At 72.6% G+C, this 18,384-nt stretch carries 16 protein-coding genes and 1 pseudogene; 10 read left to right on the top strand and 7 right to left on the bottom strand.

What is annotated here, in order from left to right:
* Positions 1-169: 169 nt before the first annotated feature.
* Together ABTX62_RS16115 and qcrB are read left to right on the top strand one after the other, a co-directional pair.
* Positions 170-904 carry a vWA domain-containing protein gene (locus tag ABTX62_RS16115; RefSeq protein WP_352116752.1) on the top strand — a complete coding sequence of 245 codons (735 nt, stop codon included), beginning with the start codon at positions 170-172 and terminating at the stop codon, positions 902-904.
* 102 nt (positions 905-1,006) lie between these two features.
* Positions 1,007-2,662 (top strand): cytochrome bc1 complex cytochrome b subunit, encoded by a 1,656-nt coding sequence (gene qcrB, locus ABTX62_RS16110; RefSeq protein WP_352116751.1) that lies wholly within the window; start codon positions 1,007-1,009, stop codon positions 2,660-2,662.
* Here the strand turns inward: qcrB and ABTX62_RS16105 are convergent.
* Both ABTX62_RS16105 and ABTX62_RS16100 read right to left on the bottom strand, forming a co-directional pair.
* Positions 2,637-3,596 carry an acyl-CoA dehydrogenase family protein gene (locus tag ABTX62_RS16105; protein ID WP_352116750.1) on the bottom strand — a complete coding sequence of 320 codons (960 nt, stop codon included), beginning with the start codon at positions 3,594-3,596 and terminating at the stop codon, positions 2,637-2,639. The genes qcrB and ABTX62_RS16105 overlap by 26 nt on opposite strands.
* A gap of 31 nt (positions 3,597-3,627) precedes the next feature.
* On the bottom strand, positions 3,628-4,767 hold the full coding sequence (locus ABTX62_RS16100; protein ID WP_352116749.1) for an acyl-CoA dehydrogenase family protein: 1,140 nt from the start codon (positions 4,765-4,767) through the stop codon (positions 3,628-3,630).
* 49 nt (positions 4,768-4,816) lie between these two features.
* On the opposite strand from ABTX62_RS16100, the gene ABTX62_RS16095 reads away from it, so the two are divergent.
* The 3 genes and pseudogenes from ABTX62_RS16095 to ABTX62_RS16085 all read left to right on the top strand — a co-directional run bounded on the left by ABTX62_RS16095 (position 4,817) and on the right by ABTX62_RS16085 (position 7,440).
* Positions 4,817-5,605 (top strand): SDR family oxidoreductase, encoded by a 789-nt coding sequence (locus ABTX62_RS16095; protein WP_283969728.1) that lies wholly within the window; start codon positions 4,817-4,819, stop codon positions 5,603-5,605.
* Positions 5,606-5,647: 42 nt separating this feature from the next.
* Positions 5,648-6,253 (top strand): annotated as a pseudogene (locus tag ABTX62_RS16090) (TetR/AcrR family transcriptional regulator); the annotation flags it as partial.
* Positions 6,254-6,282: 29 nt separating this feature from the next.
* Positions 6,283-7,440: an acetyl-CoA C-acetyltransferase gene (locus ABTX62_RS16085; RefSeq protein WP_352116748.1), complete on the top strand. Its 1,158-nt coding sequence runs from the start codon at positions 6,283-6,285 to the stop codon at positions 7,438-7,440.
* Here ABTX62_RS16085 and ABTX62_RS16080 read toward each other — a convergent pair.
* The 4 genes from ABTX62_RS16080 to ABTX62_RS16065 form a co-directional block, all read right to left on the bottom strand.
* Positions 7,424-8,476 carry an NAD(P)H-dependent flavin oxidoreductase gene (locus tag ABTX62_RS16080; RefSeq protein ID WP_352116747.1) on the bottom strand — a complete coding sequence of 351 codons (1,053 nt, stop codon included), beginning with the start codon at positions 8,474-8,476 and terminating at the stop codon, positions 7,424-7,426. The genes ABTX62_RS16085 and ABTX62_RS16080 overlap by 17 nt on opposite strands.
* A 328-nt stretch (positions 8,477-8,804) precedes the next feature.
* Positions 8,805-9,524, bottom strand: coding sequence for a CoA-transferase subunit beta (locus tag ABTX62_RS16075; RefSeq protein WP_352116746.1), 720 nt, complete (start codon positions 9,522-9,524; stop codon positions 8,805-8,807).
* Complete coding sequence (locus ABTX62_RS16070) at positions 9,521-10,357, bottom strand: CoA transferase subunit A (protein ID WP_352116745.1); 837 nt, start codon at positions 10,355-10,357, stop codon at positions 9,521-9,523. The genes ABTX62_RS16075 and ABTX62_RS16070 overlap by 4 nt, the downstream gene beginning before the upstream one ends.
* Positions 10,354-11,106, bottom strand: a complete 753-nt coding sequence (locus ABTX62_RS16065) for an enoyl-CoA hydratase family protein (protein ID WP_352116744.1) — start codon at positions 11,104-11,106, stop codon at positions 10,354-10,356. Before ABTX62_RS16065 ends, ABTX62_RS16070 begins: the two co-directional genes overlap by 4 nt.
* Positions 11,107-11,161: 55 nt before the next feature.
* On the opposite strand from ABTX62_RS16065, the gene ABTX62_RS16060 reads away from it, so the two are divergent.
* Complete coding sequence (locus ABTX62_RS16060; RefSeq protein WP_352116743.1) at positions 11,162-11,932, top strand: SDR family oxidoreductase; 771 nt, start codon at positions 11,162-11,164, stop codon at positions 11,930-11,932.
* Position 11,933: 1 nt separating this feature from the next.
* Positions 11,934-12,839, top strand: coding sequence for an SDR family oxidoreductase (locus tag ABTX62_RS16055; protein WP_352116742.1), 906 nt, complete (start codon positions 11,934-11,936; stop codon positions 12,837-12,839).
* Between the two features lie 252 nt (positions 12,840-13,091).
* Here ABTX62_RS16055 and ABTX62_RS16050 read toward each other — a convergent pair whose 3' ends face one another.
* A complete protein-coding gene (locus tag ABTX62_RS16050; RefSeq protein ID WP_352116741.1) occupies positions 13,092-13,979 on the bottom strand; it encodes a hypothetical protein in 888 nt (295 codons plus the stop codon).
* Between the two features lie 229 nt (positions 13,980-14,208).
* On the opposite strand from ABTX62_RS16050, the gene ABTX62_RS16045 reads away from it, so the two are divergent.
* The 3 genes from ABTX62_RS16045 to pepN all read left to right on the top strand — a co-directional run bounded on the left by ABTX62_RS16045 (position 14,209) and on the right by pepN (position 17,807).
* Entirely contained in the window at positions 14,209-14,559 is a 351-nt protein-coding gene (locus tag ABTX62_RS16045) for a chorismate mutase (protein ID WP_352116740.1), read from the top strand.
* A 136-nt stretch (positions 14,560-14,695) separates the two neighbouring features.
* Entirely contained in the window at positions 14,696-15,247 is a 552-nt protein-coding gene (locus tag ABTX62_RS16040) for a response regulator (RefSeq protein ID WP_352116739.1), read from the top strand.
* Between the two features lie 67 nt (positions 15,248-15,314).
* Complete coding sequence (pepN, locus tag ABTX62_RS16035) at positions 15,315-17,807, top strand: aminopeptidase N (RefSeq protein ID WP_352116738.1); 2,493 nt, start codon at positions 15,315-15,317, stop codon at positions 17,805-17,807.
* Positions 17,808-18,384 lie beyond the last annotated feature (577 nt).

Genomic DNA, 18,384 nt, shown 5'->3' with positions numbered 1-18,384 from the left:
TCGCCGAGTCCGCCCCGCCGGTCGGCTCGTCGGCGAGCAGGAACACGGGGCGCACGCGAGGGCGTCACGGCCCTCGTCGCCACCCACGGCCCCCGACTCCTCGGCCGGGCCGACCGGGGGCTGGAACTGAGCGACGGAGTGGTCGTCGAGGAGTGAGAGGATGCGGGCCATGGTCGCGATCAGCCTCAGCAAGGTCCAGGAGACCGCTCCCGCACTGGTGAACCTCTACAAGAGCGCCGGGGTGTCCCTCGCGAAGCACGGCCTCGACGGACTGCGGGCCGCGGTCTACCTCGTGGTCGACTACTCGGGCTCGATGAGGCCGTACTACAAGGACGGCAGTGTGCAGGCGCTGGCCGAGCGGGTGCTCGGGCTGTCGGCGCATCTGGACGACGACGGCAGCGTGCCGGTCGTGTTCTTCTCCACCGACGTCGACGCCGTCACCGACATCGCCCTCGCCGATCACCGGGGCAGGATCGAGCGGATCGTCGCCGGGCTCGGGCACATGGGGAAGACCAGCTACCACCTGGCGATGGACGCCGTCATCGACCACTACCTGGACAGCGGGTCGGCCGAGCCCGCCCTCGTGGTGTTCCAGACCGACGGCGGGCCCATCAACAAGCTCGCCGCGGAGCGGTACCTCTGCAAGGCGGCCAAGCTGCCGCTGTTCTGGCAGTTCATCGGCTTCGGCGACCCGGGCAGCAAGCAGTTCGACTTCCTGCGCAAGCTGGACGAGCTGGCCGTGCCCGGCAAGCGGATCGTCGACAACGCCGGGTTCTTCCACGCGGGGGCGGATCCGCGGAGGGTCCCGGACACCGAGCTGTACGACCGGCTGGTGGGCGAGTTCCCGAAGTGGCTGGTGGCCGCGCGGGCACGGGGGATCGTGAGGGACTCCGGCAGCCGCTGAGCCGGGCCGCTCGTCCCCTTGGCCCAGCCGCCCCCACGCCCCGTTTGCACGCCGGTGACGCCGTGCCACGCTGGGAAGGATCCGACGGGGAGGCGACGACGCATGGGCGACGACGGCGCGCGACGGGTGTACGGGACGGACTCCGCCCGCAGGGGATCTCCCGCAGGCAGGGGCGAGAAGCTCGCCGACTGGGCGGACGGGCGGCTCGGGCTGTTCGCCCTGGCCAGGACCAACATGCGCAAGGTCTTCCCGGACCACTGGTCCTTCATGCTGGGCGAGGTCACCCTCTACAGCTTCGTCGTGCTGATCCTCACCGGCGTCTACCTCACCCTGTTCTTCGAGCCGAGCATGCAGGAGGTCGTCTACAACGGCTCCTACACCGAGCTCAACGGCGTCCTCATGAGCAGGGCGTTCGAGTCCACGCTGGACATCAGCTTCGATGTGCGCGGCGGGCTGCTGATCCGGCAGATCCACCACTGGGCGGCGCTGGTCTTCATCGCCGGCATGCTGGTGCACATGATGCGGGTGTTCTTCACAGGCGCCTTCCGCAAGCCGCGCGAGCTGAACTGGCTCTTCGGCTGGACCCTGCTGATGCTCGGCATCATCACGGGCCTGACCGGCTACTCCCTCCCCGACGACCTGCTGTCCGGCACCGGCCTCCGCTTCGCCCAGGGCGCGATCCTGTCCGTCCCGATCGTCGGGACGTACCTGTCGTTCTTCCTGTTCGGCGGGGAGTTCCCGGGCGAGGACATCATCTCCAGGCTGTACCCCGTCCACATCCTGCTGCTGCCCGGGATCATGCTGGGCCTGGTGACCGCCCATCTGATCCTGGTCTTCTACCACAAGCACACCCAGTTCCCGGGCCCCGGCCGCCGGGAGCGGTCGGTCGTCGGAATGCCCTTCCTGCCGGTCTACATGGCCAAGGCCGGCGGCTTCTTCTTCCTCGTCTTCGGCGTGCTGACGGTGATGGGCGCGATCGCCCAGATCAACCCCGTGTGGGCCTTCGGCCCCTACCGGCCCGACCTGGTCACCACCGGCGCCCAGCCCGACTGGTACCTCGGCTTCTCCGAAGGCCTCATCCGGGTGATGCCGGGGTGGGAGATCAACCTCTGGGGGCACACCCTCGTCCTCGGCGTGTTCATCCCGTTCGCGCTCTTCCCGCTGATCCTGCTCGCCCTCGGCGTCTACCCCTTCATCGAGGCGTGGATCACCGGCGACAAACGGGAGCACCACATCCTGGACCGGCCGCGCAACGCGCCCGTGCGCACCGGTCTCGGCGTGGCCTGGCTGACCCTGTACGTGGTGCTGCTGATCGGCGGCGGCAACGACATCGTCGCCACCCATCTGCATCTGTCCATCAACGCGATCACCTGGTTCGTGCGGATCGGCGTCTTCGTGCTGCCGGTGGCCGCCTTCATCGTCACGAAGAAGATCTGCATGGGCCTGCAGCGCCGCGACCGCGCCAAGGTGCTGCACGGGCGGGAGACCGGCACCGTCAAACGGCTCCCGACCGGCGAGTACATCGAGGTCCACGAACCCCTCACCCAGGCCGACCTGTTCACGCTCACCCAGCACGAGCAGCACCCGCCCTTCGAGGCCGGACGTGAGAACGACGCGAGGGGCGTCCGCCGCAGGGTCAAGCGGTCCGAGCGGCTGCGCGCCCGGCTCGCCAAGGCCATGTTCGGGCCCGGCGCGCGCATCGAGAAACCGACGGTGGAGGAGTACCGGGAGATCACCAGCGGCGATCACCGGCACTGACGACCAGGGCCCGGCACGTCTCGGGGTCGCCCCAGGCCGTGCGCAGGGCCCGGGCCTTGGTCAGCCACAGCCCCAGGCCGTACTCCGCGGTGTAGCCGATCGCCCCGTGCAGGTGCAGGGCGGTGCGGGCCGTGGCGTACGCCGCCTCGCACGCGGCCGCCTTGGCGGCGGCGACCTCGGCCGGACGCATGCTCAGCGCGGCGCCGAACAGCAGGGGACGCGCGAACTCCAGGGCCGTCTTCGCGTCGGCCAGCCGGTGCCTGACCGCCTGGAACGAGCCGACGGGCACACCGAACTGGGTGCGCTGCTTGACGTAACCGACGGTTCTGTCGAGGAGTGCGAGGCCCACGCCGAGGGCTTGGGCGGCGGTGGCGAGGCGGGCCCAGGTGAGGGCCTGCTCCACGGGCGGGCCGAGGAGCTCCCCGCCGGGGGCGAGGGGGGTGAGGCGGCGCGCCGGGTCGAGGGAGGGGCGGACGGGACCGTGGCCGGGGGAGAGGCGGATGCCGTCGGGGGCGCAGGCGAGCCGGAGGGCCGCCGCGTCGCCGTCCAGGGCGTACGCGCCCTCGAGGGCCACCGTCGCCATCGTCTCCCCGGACGCGAGGGCCGGCAGCAGCCGCTCGGCGGCACCCGGGCCGGCCCCGGTGAGGAGCACCGCCGCCGTGACCGTCTCGACCAGCGGGCCGGGTACCGCGTGGCGGCCCAGTTCGACGAACGCCACGGCCAGTTCGACGGGGCGCGGTCCCAGGCCCTCGTACGCCTCCGGCACCGCCAGCGCGAACACGCCCGCCCGAGCCGCACGGGACCACAGCGCCCGCCCGCTCGCGTGGTCGCCCCGGCTCCAGTCCCGGATCACCGCCGGTGTGTCCGCCGCCGTCAGCAGGGCGTCCAGCGACGCCGCGAAGGCACGTTGCTCGGGATCGAGGAGGAAGCGCATCACAGCCGCCCCTCCGGCGAAGCGCCCGGCATCAGCGGCGTCCCTTCGGCAGGCCGAGCAGGCGCTCGGCGATGATGTCGCGCTGGATCTCGTTCGTGCCCGCGTACAGGGGCCCGGCGAGGGCGAAGAGGTACCGTTCCGCCCAGTCGGTGTCCGCTGCCTCGCCCTCTGGGCCGAGCAGGTCGAGGGCCGTCTCGTGCAGCGCGAGGTCCAGTTCGGACCAGAAGACCTTGTTCAGGCTCGACTCGGGGCCGACGGCCTCGCCCTCCAGGAAGCGGGAGGCGGCCGCGTACGTGAACAACTGGTAGGCGCGGGCACCGGTCAGGGCGTCGGCCACCCGGCTCCGCATGGACACCGGGCAGCCCCGCTCGCGCCACAGCTCCTCCAGCCGGTGCGCGGCGGCCAGGAAGCGACCGGGGGAGCGGAGCAACAGCCCGCGTTCGTTGCCGGCCGTCGACATCGCGATGCGCCAGCCCTGGCCCGGAGCGCCGATCACGTCCTCGTCGGGCACGAAGACCTCGTCGAGGAACAGCTCCGCGAAGGCGGGCTTGCCGTCGAGGCGGCCGATCGGGCGGACCGTGACACCGGGCGCGCGCAGGCCGAACATCAGATACGTCAGGCCCTGGTGGGGCTTGGCGGTCTCCGGGTCGCTGCGGAACAGCCCGAAGGCGCGGTCGGCGAACGCGGCCCGCGAGGACCAGGTCTTCTGGCCGGTCAGCAGCCATCCGCCGTCCGTGCGCACGGCCCTCGCCCGCAGGGACGCCAGGTCCGAACCGGCCTCGGGTTCCGACCAGGCCTGCGCCCAGACCACCTCGCCGCAGGCCATCGGGGGCAGGACCCGGGCCCGCTGCTCCTCGGTGCCGTGGTCGAGGAGGGTCGGGGCGAGCAACTGGATGCCGTTCTGGCCGACGCGGCCCGGGGCGCCCGCCGCCCAGTACTCCTCCTCGAAGAGCAGCCACCGCACCAGCCCCGCGTCCCGCCCGCCGTAGCGCGAGGGCCAGTTGACGACCGACCAGCGCTCCGCGGCCAGCTCCGCCTCCCAGGCGCGGTGCGCGGCGAAGCCCTCCTCGGTCTCCAGGGAGGGCAGCGGATCGCGCGGCACGTGCGTGTGCAGCCACTCCCGCGCCTCGGCGCGGAACCGCTCGTCCGCCGGGGAGAACACCAGGTCCACGACCGCTCCCTCCTTCCCTAACAAGTGTTTGGTAGGTTAGCGTGAGCTCATGACAGACGTCGAGAGTCCGTCGTACGTGCCGGGTCACGGCCTGCTGAAGGGGCGGACCGCCGTCGTCACGGCGGCGGCCGGCGCGGGGATCGGCGCAGCGACCGCGCGGCGCTTCCTCGAAGAAGGCGCGCGCGTGCTGATCAGCGACGCGCACCCACGGCGGCTCACGGAACACCGGGCGAGGCTGGCGGCCGAGTTCGGTGCGGCGTCGATCACCGCCGTGCCCTGCGACGTCACCGACGAGACGCAGGTGCGCGTCCTTTTCGAGACGGCCGCGGCGGAGCACGGCCGCCTCGACGTCGTGGTCAACAACGCCGGTCTCGGCGGCACGGCGGACCTTCTCGACATGACCGACGAGCAGTGGTCCCGCGTCCTGGACGTGACGCTCACCGGCACGTTCCGGTGCGTGCGGGCCGCGCTGCGGCACATGAAGGGCACCGGCGGCGGCGTGATCGTCAACAACGCCTCCGTCGTCGGCTGGCGCGCCCAGGCCGGACAGGCCCACTACGCCGCCGCCAAAGCGGGCGTGATGGCGCTGACCCGGTGTGCGGCCATCGAGGCGGCCGGGCACGGGGTGCGGGTCAACGCCGTGGCGCCCAGCCTCGCCATGCACCCCCACCTGGTGAAGGTGACCACACCCGAGCTGCTCGCCGAGCTGACCGCCCGCGAGGCCTACGGCCGCTGGGCCGAACCCTGGGAGGTGGCCAACGTGATCGTCTTCCTGGCCTCCGGCTACTCCTCGTACATGACCGGAGAAGTGGTCTCCGTCAGCAGCAGGCATCCCTAGGACGACAATGGACCCGTGCCTCCTTCGAAGAAGAATTCCCAGGTGACCGCCACCGAGCCCGCCCTGGGCGCCGCGGCTCGCGACCGCCGCGCCGAACTCCTCGGCACCGCCGCCGAGGTCTTCGCCGAGCAGGGCTACAACGCCACCACCGTCCGCAAGATCGCGGACCACGCGGGGATGCTGGCCGGCAGCCTCTACTACCACTTCGACTCCAAGGAGTCGATGCTGGAGGAGATCCTGCGCACCTTCCTCGACGAGCTGTGGGACGGCTACGACACCGTCCTGGCCGCCGGGCTGGGCCCGCGCGAGACGCTTCAGGCTCTGGTCACCGAGTCGTTCCGGGAGATCGACCGGCATCGGGCGGCCGTCGCGATCTACCAGAAGGAGAGCAGGCAGCTCGTGGCGCAGGAGCGGTTCGCGTTCCTCGCCGAGTCGCAGCGCAGGTTCGAAAAGGCATGGCTGTCCACCCTGGAGCGCGGCGTCGCCGAGCGGGCCTTCCGCGACGACCTCGACGTCCGGCTCACCTACCGGTTCGTGCGCGACACCGTGTGGGTCGCCGCGTCCTGGTACCGGCCGGGCGGACAGCACAGCCCGGACGAGATCGCCCGGCAGTACCTGTCGATGGTGCTGGACGGGATCGCCGTACGCGCACAGCCCCTACCCGCGGAGGAGTCGTCATGGCCGAGGCCTACATCGTCGAAGCGGTGCGCACACCCGTCGGGCGGCGCGGGGGAGGGCTGAGCGCGGTCCACCCCGCCGACCTCGGCGCGCACGTCCTGGGGGAGCTGATGAGCCGCTCGGGCGCCGACCCGGCCGCCGTGGAGGACGTCGTCCTCGGCTGTCTGGACGCGGTGGGCCCGCAGGCCGGGGACATCGCGCGGACCTGCTGGCTGGCGGCCGGGCTGCCCGAGGAGGTGCCGGGCGTGACCGTCGACCGGCAGTGCGGCTCCTCGCAGCAGGCCGTGCACTTCGCAGCGCAGGCCGTGCTGTCCGGTACCCAGGACCTGGTGGTCGCCGGCGGGGTGCAGAACATGTCGATGATCCCCATCGCCTTCGCCACCCGGCAGGCCGCCGAACCGCTCGGACTCACCCAGGGGCCGTTCGCGGGCAGCACCGGCTGGCGGGCACGGTACGGGGACAAGCCCGTCAACCAGTTCGTGGGCGCCGAGATGATCGCCGCCAAGTGGGGGATCAGCCGGCAGGACCAGGAGGAGTTCGCCCTGCGCTCCCATCAGCGGGCCGTGCGGGCGATCGACGAGGGCCGCTTCGTCCGCGAGACCGTCCCGTACGCGGAGGTCACCGCCGACGAGGGGCCGCGCCGGGACACCTCCCTGGAGAAGATGGCCGGCCTCAAGCCGGTCCTCGACGGCGGAACCGTCACCGCCGCCTGCTCCTCCCAGGTCTCCGACGGGGCGGCGGCGATGCTGCTGGCCTCCGAACAGGCCGTGCGCGACCACGGGCTCACCCCTCGCGCACGCGTGCACCACCTCTCCGTACGCGGCGAGGACCCGATCCGGATGCTCACCGCCCCCATCCCCGCCACCGCCCACGCCCTGAAGAAGACCGGCCTGACCATCGACGACATAAACCTCGTCGAGATCAACGAGGCCTTCGCCCCGGTCGTTCTGGCCTGGCTGAAGGAGACCGGCGCCGACCCGGACCGGGTCAACGTCAACGGCGGCGCGATCGCCCTGGGGCACCCCCTCGGCGCGACCGGCGTCAAACTCATGACGACCCTGCTGCACGAACTGGAGCGCACCGGCGGCCGGTTCGGCCTGCAGACCATGTGCGAGGGCGGCGGCCAGGCCAATGTGACGATCATCGAACGGCTGTGAGCCGCGCCAGCGTCTCGTCGGCCTCCCGCATGATCCGCTCCACCAGCTCCGCACACGAGGGCAGGTCGCCGATCACCCCGGCGACCTGCCCGGACGCCATCACGCCCAGGTCCGTGCGGCCGTCCACCATCGCCGACTTCAGCAGCATCGGCGTATTCGCGGCGAGCAGCACCTGGCTCCAGGACAGGTCCTTGCCGCGTCTGAGGGCCAGCCCGTCCCGGACCAGCTGCCGCCAGGTCAGCCCGGACAGCCCGCGGAATCCGGCCGCCGCGCGCAGGGCCCGTGCGAGCGCCACGGCCCGGCCCGATTCCTCCAGGGCGGCCACCAGCTCCGTACGCAGCATGCGGTGCGGGAGCCCGTCGACCGCCCGGGTCACCGTCACGTCCTTCACGGCCGCCGCGAGATACCTCGCCTTCACCGCGTCCGGCACGGTCGAGTCCGAGGTCAGCAGGAACCGGGTGCCCATCGCCACGCCCGCCGCCCCGTAGGCCAGGGCCGCGGCCAGCCCACGCCCGTCGAAGAAGCCGCCCGCCGCGACGACGGGTATCCGCACCGCGTCCACCACCTGCGGCAGCAGCACGGTCGTGGCCACCTCCCCGGTGTGCCCGCCGCCCTCCGCCCCCTGCACGAGCACCGCGTCCGCGCCCCACGCCGCGACCTTCTCGGCATGCCGCCGCGCCCCCACGGTCGGCATGACGACCACACCGGCCTCCTTGAGCCCGCCGATCAGCTCCCGGGAGGGGGCCAGGGCGAAGGAGGCGACCCGGACGCCCTCCTCGATCAGGATCCGGACGCGGTCGCCCGCGTCGGCCGCGTCGGCCCGCAGGTTCACCCCGAACGGCGCGTCGGTGCGGGCCTTCACCTCCCGCACGGCCTCCCGCAGCCGGCCGGGCGTCATCGTGGCGGAGGCCAGGATGCCGAGAGCGCCCGCGTTCGCCGTGGCGGAGACCAGACGGGGTCCCGCCACCCAGCCCATCCCGGTCTGCACGACCGGATGGCGGACACCGGTCAGCCGGGTGAGCGCCGTCCCCTTCATGCGGCGACCTCTCCGGTCCGGGCCCCGGTCGGGTCGGCGGTCTCAGAGGCATCGGTCGGCGGAGTGGGGGCCGTCTCTCTCATGTGGTGGCCTTCCCGGTTCGGGTCTTGGTCGGGTCGGCGGTCTCGGGGGCATCGGTCGGCGGGGTGGGGGCCGTCTCTCTCATGTGGTGGCCTTCCCGGTCCGGGCCCCGGTCGGGTCGGCGGCCTCGTGGGCATCGGTCGGCGGGGTGGGGGCCGTCCCTCTCATGTGGTGGCCTTCCCGGTTCGGGTCTTGATCGGGTCGGCGGTCTCAGAGGCATCGGTCGGCGGGGTGGGGGCCGTCCCTCTCATGCGGCGACCTCCCCGGTTCGGGTCCCGGTCGGGTCGACGACCTCGCGGATCAGGCGGAGCTCCTCACCGGTCGGCTCCCGGGTCACCGGGATCTCGTCCGGCACGGTCAGTTCGAAGCCCGTCGCCTCCTCGACCCGCTCCATCGTGACGCCCGGGTGCAGCGAGGCCAGCCGCATCGAGCGGTCGGGGGTGGCGAAGTCGAAGACGCCCAGGTCCGAGACGACCCGCGGGATCCGGTGGTACCGTGCGCCGGCCGCCCGGTCGTAGCCGACCCCGCAGACCATGTCGACCCGCTCGACGAAGACCCGCCGGGAGTGCCTCGGGATCCAGTAACTGGTCGGATTGTTCAGGGTGTTGACCGGTGCGCCGCGTACCCCGAGCAACTGCCGCTCCGGCCGCTCCCAGTCGCCGATGCAGGCGATGTTCTGGTTGCCGAACCGATCGATCTGACTCGCGCCCATCATCACGTGCCGCCGCCCCGCGGTGACCCAGGCCAGATGCTCGCGGTAGGGCAGCCAGCCCTCCGGTGTCCCGTCCGGGCGGACGAGCAGCGCCTCGCCGTCGGTCAGCAGCAGGTCCGGTGCGAAGGTGAGCCGGGCCAGCCGCGCGCCGATCGAGGGGATCAGCCCCATGGGGCTCGCCAGCACCTCGCCCGCGTCCCGCCAGGCCTCGGCGCAGGCGATCACGCAGTACTCGGCGCGGGTGGGCCCGGTCATGTGCCCTCCCGCACGGCCGCCTGGTACGCCTGCTCGTCCCCACCGAGGTACCCGGCCTCGAAAGCGGGCCAGGACGTGGCCGCGTACCGCTTCTGGAAGGCCTCGTCGCGGCCGTAGTCGGGCGCGCAGGAGGTGAAGTGCGCCCCGTTCGGGGACTCGACGACACCGGTGACCGTGTGCCGCTTGATCAGCAGGGTCTGCGGCGGGCCCTCCTTCGTCAGCTCGGCCGTGCCGACGATGCGCTCGCAGCTCACGTACGCCGTGTCGGCGGCCGCGCAGAACAGGTCGTCGAAGTACGGGTCCGGGCCCAGGTACTGCCCGTTGCCCGAGCGGTCCGCGCGGTTGACGTGCACCAGGGCCGCGTCCAGCCGCAGGGCGGGCACGGCGACGAACGTCTCCCCGTCCTCGTACGGCGATGTGACCGTCCGCAGCCCCGGGTTGACCCGCATCACGTCCGAGCCGAACCCGGCCCGCACCGGCAGGAACGGCAGCCGGTTCGCCGCCGCCCGCAGGCCCCACAGGAACATCGCCTCGTCGATCTCCGTCAGGGCGAAGGCACCCCGTTCACGAGCCGCCCGGTAGTGCGGCTCCAGGGGGATCGAGTCGAGGGTGACGAACGCCGTCACCAGCCGCCGGATCCGCCCGGCCGCGGCCAGCATGCCCACGTCCGGGCCGCCGTACGACACGAGGGTGAGGTCGGTGATCCGCGACCTGAGCAGCGCTCTCACCAGGGCCATCGGCTTGCGGCGCGAGCCCCAGCCGCCGATGCCGAGGGTCATGCCGCTGGACAGCCGGGACACGGCCTCGTCCGCCGACATCGTCTTGTCCCTCATCGCGCTCCCTCCTGCCCGAACCGGTCGCGCACCCGCGCGCCCACCCCGCTGAGGCCCGCCTCGAAGGTGAAGCCCTGCTCGAAGCGGTAGCTGCGGCGCACGTCCACGGGATCGATGCCGTTGAGCGCGGCCTTGGCCAGGCGGAGCAGCCGGCCGTCCTTCGCGGCGATCTCGCGCGCCAGTTCCAGGGCGGCGGAGCGCAGTGCGCCGCGCGGTACCACCCGCCAGACCGACCCGTGTGCGTGCAGGTCGGCCGCGCTCGCCGTACGCGCCGTGTAGTACAGCGCCCGCATCAGGTGCTGGGGGACCAGCCGGGCCAGATGTGTGGCCGCGCCGAGGGCGCCGCGGTCCAGCTCGGGCAGTCCGAACACCGCGTCCTCGCTCGCCACGATCGCGTCCGCGTTCCCCACCAGGCCGACGCCGCCGCCCAGGCAGAAGCCCTGCACCGCCGCCACGACCGGCACCTCGCACTCGTAGACCGCCGCGAACGCCTGTGCGCAGCCGCTGTTCACACCGAGCAGCGCGCTGTGCTCCCGGTCGTCCGCCCGCAGCTCCTTGATGTCCACACCCGCGTTGAACCCGCGCCCCTCGGCGGCCAGCACCACGCACCGGACCTCCGGGTCGCGTCCGGCCGCGCGCACCGCGTCGGCCAGGGCGAACCAGCCCGCCACCGGCACGGCGTTCACCGGCGGGAAGTCGACCGTGACGACGGCGATGCCCTTTTCCCCGCACGAGGTGGAGACACCCATGGCCGCATCAGCTACCTTTCCACCAAACGTTTGTTAGGTCGAAAGGTAGCAGCGCATGGAGCTGGACGGGAAGGTCGCCGTCGTCACCGGCGGGACCCGGGGCGTCGGCGCCGGCATCGCGCGTGCCTTCGTACGGGCGGGCGCCGAGGTCGTGGTCTGCGCCCGCCGGCCACCGGACGTCCCGCTCCCCGGTACCGAGTTCGTACCGCTGGACGTCCGGGACACCGACGCCGCCGGGCGCCTGTTCGCCCGCCTCCCCCGGCTGGACGTGCTCGTCAACAACGCGGGTGGCGCACCCCACCGGCCGCTCACCGAGGCCGGACCGGAACGGCACGCGCGCGTGGTGCAGCTCAACCTGCTCGCGCCGCTGACCGTGTCCCTCGCCGCGTACGACCGGTTGCGGCACTCCCAAGGCTCGATCGTCATGATCGGCAGTGTCAGCGGCGGACGCCCCTCGCCGGGCACCGCCGCCTACGGCGCCGCCAAGGCGGGCCTGGAGCACCTCGCCCGCTCCATGGCCGTGGAATGGGCGCCCGACATCCGGGTCAACACCCTCGTCGTGGGCATGGTCCGCACCGAACGGTCCCACCTCCACTACGGCGACCGGGACGGCATCGCCGCCGTCGCCCGCACGGTCCCGCTGGGCCGTCTCGCCGAACCGTCCGACGTGGGCCGCGCGGCGGTGTTCCTGGCGTCCGACGCCGCCGCGTACATCAGCGGAGCGAGCCTGCAGGTGCACGGGGGCGGGGAACGGCCGGCGTTCCTGGACGCGGCCGGCGCCGGGCGGGGGAGCGGCCCCCCGCCCACCGCGGACAAGGAGAGCTGACATGAGCGGAATCTGCGCGGGCCGGGTCGTCGTCGTCACGGGCGCGGGGCGCGGGCTCGGCCGGGCCCACGCCCTCGCGTTCGCGGCCGAGGGGGCACGACTGGTCGTCAACGACCTCGGAGTGGGCCTCGACGGCACCCCCGGACCCGACGGTCCCGCCGCCCGGGTCGTGCAGGAGATCCGCGCGGCGGGCGGCGAGGCGGTGGCGCACGGCGGCGACATCGCCACGACCGAGGGCGCCGCCTCGCTGGTCCGCACGGCCCTGCAGACGTACGGCAGGCTCGACACCCTCGTCAACAACGCGGGCTTCCTGCGCGACCGGATGCTGGTCAACCTCGACGAGGACGACTTCGACGCCGTCGTACGCGTCCACCTCAAAGGCCACTTCCTGCCCCTGCGGCACGCGGCCGCGCACTGGCGCCGCGAGGCCAAGGCGGGCCGCCGGCCCGAGGCCCGGATCGTCAACACCAGCAGCGGAGCCGGACTGCTGGGCTCGGTCGGACAGGGCAACTACAGCGCCGCCAAGGCCGGCATCATCGCCCTGACCCTGGTCGCGGCGGCCGAACTGCACCGCTACGGCGTCCAGGTCAACGCCATCGCCCCCGCCGCCCGCACGCGGATGACGGAACGCGCCTTCGCCGACACCATGACCGCCCCCGGCTCGGGCTTCGACGCGATGGCCCCCGAGAACGTCTCCCCCCTCGTCGTCTGGCTGGGCTCGGCGGCGAGCACCGGCGTGACGGGCCGGGTCTTCGAGACGGAGGGCGGCCGGATCACGGTCATGGACGGATGGAGGGCGGGACCGAGCGCGGACAAGGGCGGGCGTTGGAGCCCGGCCGAGGCGGGGGAGCAGACCCGGAAACTCCTGGCGGAGGCGTCCGAACCCGGGCCGGTGTACGGCACCTGACACCTGTCGTTCGCATCGGGCCGCGGACGCGGGGCCCGGCCCGCGCATCCGCGGCGCCGTCGTCGGTCACCGACGCTCCGCGTCGACTCCCTCACCGCCCCGCGCCCCCACCCACCGGGCCCCGCTCACCGGCACCGGAGACCACCGCCGATGATGCCGCCGGCCGGGTCGTTCGCCGGATCGTTCGCCGGGTCGTCGTGGACGACGAGGTGCTCCCCTGCGACCTGATCCGAACGACAGGCCCCAGGACGTTCACGTGTCGCACTCCAGGACGCTCCGGCACAACGCGCACCGCGCCCGGATCCGCCCCCGCACCGGCACCCTGATCCGCTGATGACACGTCGGGCAGGGAAACGACACCCGCAACCGCCCGCCCCCGTCGGGCGAGAACGCGTACCGCACCCCCGGCGGCGGCGGACCCTCCGGGGCCTGCCGCCGGTCCCGGGCGTACCGGCGCCGCCCCGCCCACCCCGCCGCCGTCAACGGCGGCTCCCGCCCGTCACGGCGGGCCAGCTCCATCCCCTTCTCGTACGCCGTGTACGCCTGCGCGCTGGTGAACCACACCGACGGGTCCTCCCCGAAGGCCAGCGCCCGCTTGGCCAGCACGTACCCGAACTCCTCCGGCGTGAGATACCCCAGCTTCTGCGACGACGCCCCGTCCTCCCGGTACGCGTCCAGCAGCAGCCACCCCGCCCCCAGGTACGTCGTCGCCGTGTCCGTGAGGATCTCGTTGTCCCGCACGCCCGGGAACGACAGGTCCAGCCGGTGCAGATACACGTGCATCACCTCGTGCGCCAAGGCCGCCCCGATGTCCCGCCGATGCGTACGGAACCGGTCGTTCAGCTCCACGAAGTACTCCGGCCCGGCCGCGAGCTCGACGTTCGCCGCGTGCCGCATCTCCCGGAAGCTCACGATCAGCCGGGCGTCCGGCAGCCGGTAGTGCCGCACCAGCTCCCGCGCCACCCGCTGCGCTCCCAGGTACAGGTCGTCGGTGTCGCAGAACGCCACGTCGGCGGGGACCACACTGGTCGCGAACGTCCGCACGGTGTCGTACGACAACCGCCTGTACAGCGCCGTGACGGCGGCCCGCACCGTCTCCAGATGCGGGTAGCCGTGCTCGACCGGCCCGTCGTTCGCCACGCCTCACCCCCAAGAGGCCGCCGGAACCCGGTTCCACTGTACGATGATCGTCTCCACGGACGGCTTCCAGGCACCCGGCGTCCACCCCGAAGCCCGGTTTCCGGGAACCGGCCCGCATCCAGGCCGTCCCCGGCGGCCACGAGGACGTCCCCTTCCACCAGCGTCTTTCACCGCCGAAGAATGAGACGGCCGGCGGCCACCCGGCCTGATCCCCTTAGGCTGACGCACCATGACCACCAGCGACACCGGTTCCCGCGACGTCGACCCCGCCGTCCGTGAAGAGCTCACCCGGCTGCGCGACAGCATCGACAACATCGACGCGGCCGTCGTCCACATGCTCGCCGAGCGCTTCAAGTGCACCCAGCAGGTCGGCCACCTCAAGGCGGAGCACCAGCTGCCGCCCGCCGACCCGGCTCGCGAGGCCCGCCAGATCGCCCGGCTGCGCGCCCTCGCCGAGAACGCCAAGCTGGACCCGGCCTTCGCCGAGAAGTTCCTGAACTTCATCGTCGGCGAGGTCATCCGCCACCACGAGCGCATCGCGGACCAGGCGCTCAACGGCACCACCACCGGCGGCAGCTGACTCCCGCGCGCCCCGGGGGAGTGACACGGCGGCCCGCCGGGTGCATGCTGCGCTGTGCACAGCATGTCAACCGATGAGCACTACGCGTCAGTGTCCCGGACTACTCTGGTCCTCCACGAGGGAGGGGCGTCGGGCCATGCCGTCGGATACCAGGATCCTCATCGTCGACGACCACGAGGACACGCTGTACGCGCTGGAGAGCGCTCTGGCCCCGCTGGGCTATCGGCTCGACCGGGCCACCAGCGGCGACGAGGCACTCAAACAGGTGCTTCGCGGCCACGTCGGCCTGCTCCTGCTCGACGTGCGCATGCCCGGCGTCAGCGGGCTGGAGGTCGTGCGCTACATGCGACGCGTCGAGCAGACCCAGCACATCCCCGTGATCCTGCTCACCGGCTTCGGCGCCGACCACGAACTGAACACCACCGCCTTCCGGCTCGGCGTCGCCGACCTCGTCCTGAAGCCCGTGGACCCCTGGGCCCTGCGCACCAAGGTCCGCTACCTCTTCGACACCCACCGGCGCCACCTCGCCCTGGAACACGAAGTGCACCGCCTGCGCGCCCGCGCGCGGGAGCACACCGAGACCCCCGCACACCCCCCACGCCCCGCCCTGCCCCATCCCGACGCGCGTGTGCCGACCCAACGGCCCATGGGGGCGCACGCCGGCGAGCTCGAAAAGGACCGCACCTAGACCGGACATTGGGCACGTACCGATCCGCCTCTGTGCCATGCCGACGCCATCAGGCAGCATGTCTCGCATGTCCGTACTGACGCGCGACGAAGCGCAGACCCGAGCCGAGCTCCTCGACGTCCACCGCTACACGATCGAACTCGACCTGACCGGCGGCGACGAGACCTTCGGCTCCCGCACCCTGATCAGGTTCGCTGCCCGCGTGGACGGGGACACCTTCGTCGAGCTCAAGCCCGCCGAGCTGCGCTCCGTCACCCTCGACGGACACCCCCTGGACCCCGAAGCCCTGGACGGCAACCGGCTCGCCCTGCCGAACCTCACCGCCGGCGAGCACGAACTGCGCGTGGACGCGCGGATGCGCTACTCCCGCACCGGCGAGGGCATGCACCGCTTCACCGACCCCACCGACGGCGAGACCTACGTCTACACCCAGCTGTTCATGGACGACGTCCAGCGGGTCTTCGCCGCCTTCGACCAGCCCGACCTGAAGGCCGTCTTCGAGCTGTCGGTGAAAGCCCCGCAGGACTGGACCGTCCTGGCCAACGGCATCACCGAACACACCGACGGCGTATGGAAGGCGGCCCCTACACCGCTCATCTCCACCTACCTCGTCGCCGTCGCCGCCGGCCCCTGGCACTCCGTGCGCACCGAGCACCGCGGCCTGCCCTTCGGACTGCACTGCCGCCGCTCCCTCGCCCCCCACCTGGACGCCGACTGCGACGAACTCCTCGACGTCACACGCGCCTGCTTCGACCGCTACCACGAGAAGTTCGACGAGCCCTACCCGTTCGACTCCTACGACCAGGCCTTCGTCCCCGAGTTCAACGCCGGCGCCATGGAGAACCCCGGCCTGGTCACCTTCCGCGACGAGTTCGTCTACCGCTCCGCCGTCACCGACACCGAACGCCAGACCCGCGCCATGGTCATCGCCCACGAGATGGCCCACATGTGGTTCGGCGACCTCGTCACCCTCAAGTGGTGGGACGACATCTGGCTGAACGAGTCCTTCGCCGAGTACATGGGCTACCAGACCCTCACCGAAGCCACCCGCTTCAGCGACACCTGGACCGACTTCGGCGTCACCCGCAAGTCCTGGGGCTACGACGCCGACCAGCGCCCCTCCACCCACCCCGTCGCCCCCGAGGCCGTCGACGACACCGCCTCCGCGCTGCTCAACTTCGACGGCATCTCCTACGCCAAGGGCGCCAGCGCACTGCGGCAACTGGTCACCTGGCTCGGCGAGAAGGACTTCCTCGCCGGCATCAACACCCACTTCGCCCGGCACAGGTTCGCCAACGCCACCCTCGCCGACTTCATCGACAACCTCGCCGGCGCCACCGACCGCGACGTCCACGCCTGGGCCGACGCCTGGCTGCGCACCACCGGCGTCGACACCCTCACCCCGCACATCGCCCCAGGCGAGCACGGCACCTGCGCCCTCACCGTCGACCGCGCCGGCAGCCGCCCGCACCGCATCGCCGCCGGCCTCTACGACCGGGACCTCGGCGACGACGGCGGGCAACTCGTCCTGCGCGAACGCCTCCACCTGGACCTCCCGCAGACCGACGCCCACCCCATCGGCAAGCGCCCCGCGCTGCTCCTCCTCAACGACGGCGACCTCACCTACGCCAAGGTCCGCTTCGACCCCGAGTCCTTCGAGACCGTCCGCAAGGACCTGTCCGGCCTGCCCGAACCGCTCACCCGCGCGGTCGTCTGGAACGCCCTGCGCGACGCCGTCCGCGACGGCGAACTCGCCCCCGGCGCCTACCTGGAGACCGCCAGGACCCACCTCCCGCTGGAGACGGACCTCGCCATCGTCCAGGGCGTGCTCGCCTTCGCCGCCACGTACGTCACCGACCGCTACCTCACCCCCGAGGAGCGGCCCGCCGCACTCGCCACCCTCTCCGAACTGTGCCGCGACCTCATCCGCCGCACCGAGGACGGCGACAACCCCGGCCTGCGCCTGATCGCCGTACGCCACCGCATCGACGTGGCCGCCCACCCCGACACCATCGCCGCCTGGCTCGCCGACGGCACCGTCCCCGGCGGCCCAGAACTCGACCCCGAACTGCGCTGGCGCGTCCTCGCCCGGCTCGCCGTCCTCGGCGCGACCGACGAGGCCGCCATCGCCGCGGAACTGGAACGCGACCCGAGCGCCACCGGCCAGGAGGGCGCCGCCCGCTGCCGGGCCGCCCTGCCCGACCCGGAGGCCAAGGCCCGCGCCTGGCAGGCGATGTTCGACTCGGACGACCTGTCCAACTACCTCTTCACCGCCACCGCCCGGGGCTTCTGGCAGCCCGAACAGGCCGACCTGGTACACGCCTACGTCGAGCGCTACTACGCCGACGCGGTCGCCGTCGCCGACCGCCGCGGCCCCGCCATCGCCGACGCGGCCGGCCGCTGGGCCTTCCCCGCGCACGCCGTCGACGCCGACACCCTCCGCCTCGGCCGGGAATGCCTGCGCGACGCCGACCCGATCCCCGCCCTGCGCCGCAAGCTCGTCGACCAACTCGACGACCTGGCCCGGGCGTTGCGGGTCCAGGGCGGCCGGGAGAACTAGGACCGGCGCCGTAGGGCACTCACGGGGCGGCCGGCCCCTTCCACCGATACGGTGGGCCGGCCGCCTTTCCGCTGATGCGGTGGGTCGGCCGCCCTTTCACCCATGCCGTGGGCGGGCCGCCTTTTCGCTGATGCGGTGGGTCGGCCGTCTTTTCGCTGATGTGGCGGGCGGGCCGCCTTTTCGCTGATGCGGTGGGTCGGCCGTCTTTTCGCTGATGCCGTGGGCGGGCCGCCTGTCCGCTGATGCGGTGGGCCGGCCGCCCTTCCCGGCCTCGGGTCACGACAGACGACCCCGCCCGAGGCGCCCTCCCTGATCGCAGTGACCGGTGTCACCGGAAACGTCGGCCGCGCCCTCGCCCCACGCCTCGGCACCGCCGAACGGCCCGTCCGCGGCAGAAGCCCGGCGCGGGCCTTCCCGCGGCCCCGGCGCGTTCGCCGCCAACGCCTTCCAGCGGGCCCGCAGCTCCGCAGCGGCGCACCGTCCGCCGCTTCTTCGCCGGGGCACGCTCCGCGCCCGTCCACGAGGACGACATCGCCGCCGTCGCCGAACACGCCCTCCTCGACGACGGCCACGAGGG

The organism is Streptomyces sp. NPDC096046 (genome assembly GCF_040303285.1).
GTDB lineage: Bacteria > Actinomycetota > Actinomycetes > Streptomycetales > Streptomycetaceae > Streptomyces.
The sequence above is the reverse complement of the archived record's forward strand: the minus strand, read 5'-3'. Positions and strand labels throughout refer to the sequence as shown.

Bases quoted from the DNA above. Each gene is read 5' to 3' on its own strand.
- ABTX62_RS16115 (WP_352116752.1), top strand. From the start codon at position 170: ATGGTCGCGATCAGCCTCAGCAAGGTCCAGGAGACCGCTCCCGCACTG.
- qcrB (WP_352116751.1), top strand. From the start codon at position 1,007: ATGGGCGACGACGGCGCGCGACGGGTGTACGGGACGGACTCCGCCCGC.
- ABTX62_RS16105 (WP_352116750.1), bottom strand. From the start codon at position 3,596: ATGCGCTTCCTCCTCGATCCCGAGCAACGTGCCTTCGCGGCGTCGCTG.
- ABTX62_RS16095 (WP_283969728.1), top strand. From the start codon at position 4,817: ATGACAGACGTCGAGAGTCCGTCGTACGTGCCGGGTCACGGCCTGCTG.
- ABTX62_RS16085 (WP_352116748.1), top strand. From the start codon at position 6,283: ATGGCCGAGGCCTACATCGTCGAAGCGGTGCGCACACCCGTCGGGCGG.
- ABTX62_RS16080 (WP_352116747.1), bottom strand. From the start codon at position 8,476: ATGAAGGGGACGGCGCTCACCCGGCTGACCGGTGTCCGCCATCCGGTC.
- ABTX62_RS16075 (WP_352116746.1), bottom strand. From the start codon at position 9,524: ATGACCGGGCCCACCCGCGCCGAGTACTGCGTGATCGCCTGCGCCGAG.
- ABTX62_RS16070 (WP_352116745.1), bottom strand. From the start codon at position 10,357: ATGAGGGACAAGACGATGTCGGCGGACGAGGCCGTGTCCCGGCTGTCC.
- ABTX62_RS16065 (WP_352116744.1), bottom strand. From the start codon at position 11,106: ATGGGTGTCTCCACCTCGTGCGGGGAAAAGGGCATCGCCGTCGTCACG.
- ABTX62_RS16060 (WP_352116743.1), top strand. From the start codon at position 11,162: ATGGAGCTGGACGGGAAGGTCGCCGTCGTCACCGGCGGGACCCGGGGC.
- ABTX62_RS16055 (WP_352116742.1), top strand. From the start codon at position 11,934: ATGAGCGGAATCTGCGCGGGCCGGGTCGTCGTCGTCACGGGCGCGGGG.
- ABTX62_RS16045 (WP_352116740.1), top strand. From the start codon at position 14,209: ATGACCACCAGCGACACCGGTTCCCGCGACGTCGACCCCGCCGTCCGT.
- ABTX62_RS16040 (WP_352116739.1), top strand. From the start codon at position 14,696: ATGCCGTCGGATACCAGGATCCTCATCGTCGACGACCACGAGGACACG.
- pepN (WP_352116738.1), top strand. From the start codon at position 15,315: ATGTCCGTACTGACGCGCGACGAAGCGCAGACCCGAGCCGAGCTCCTC.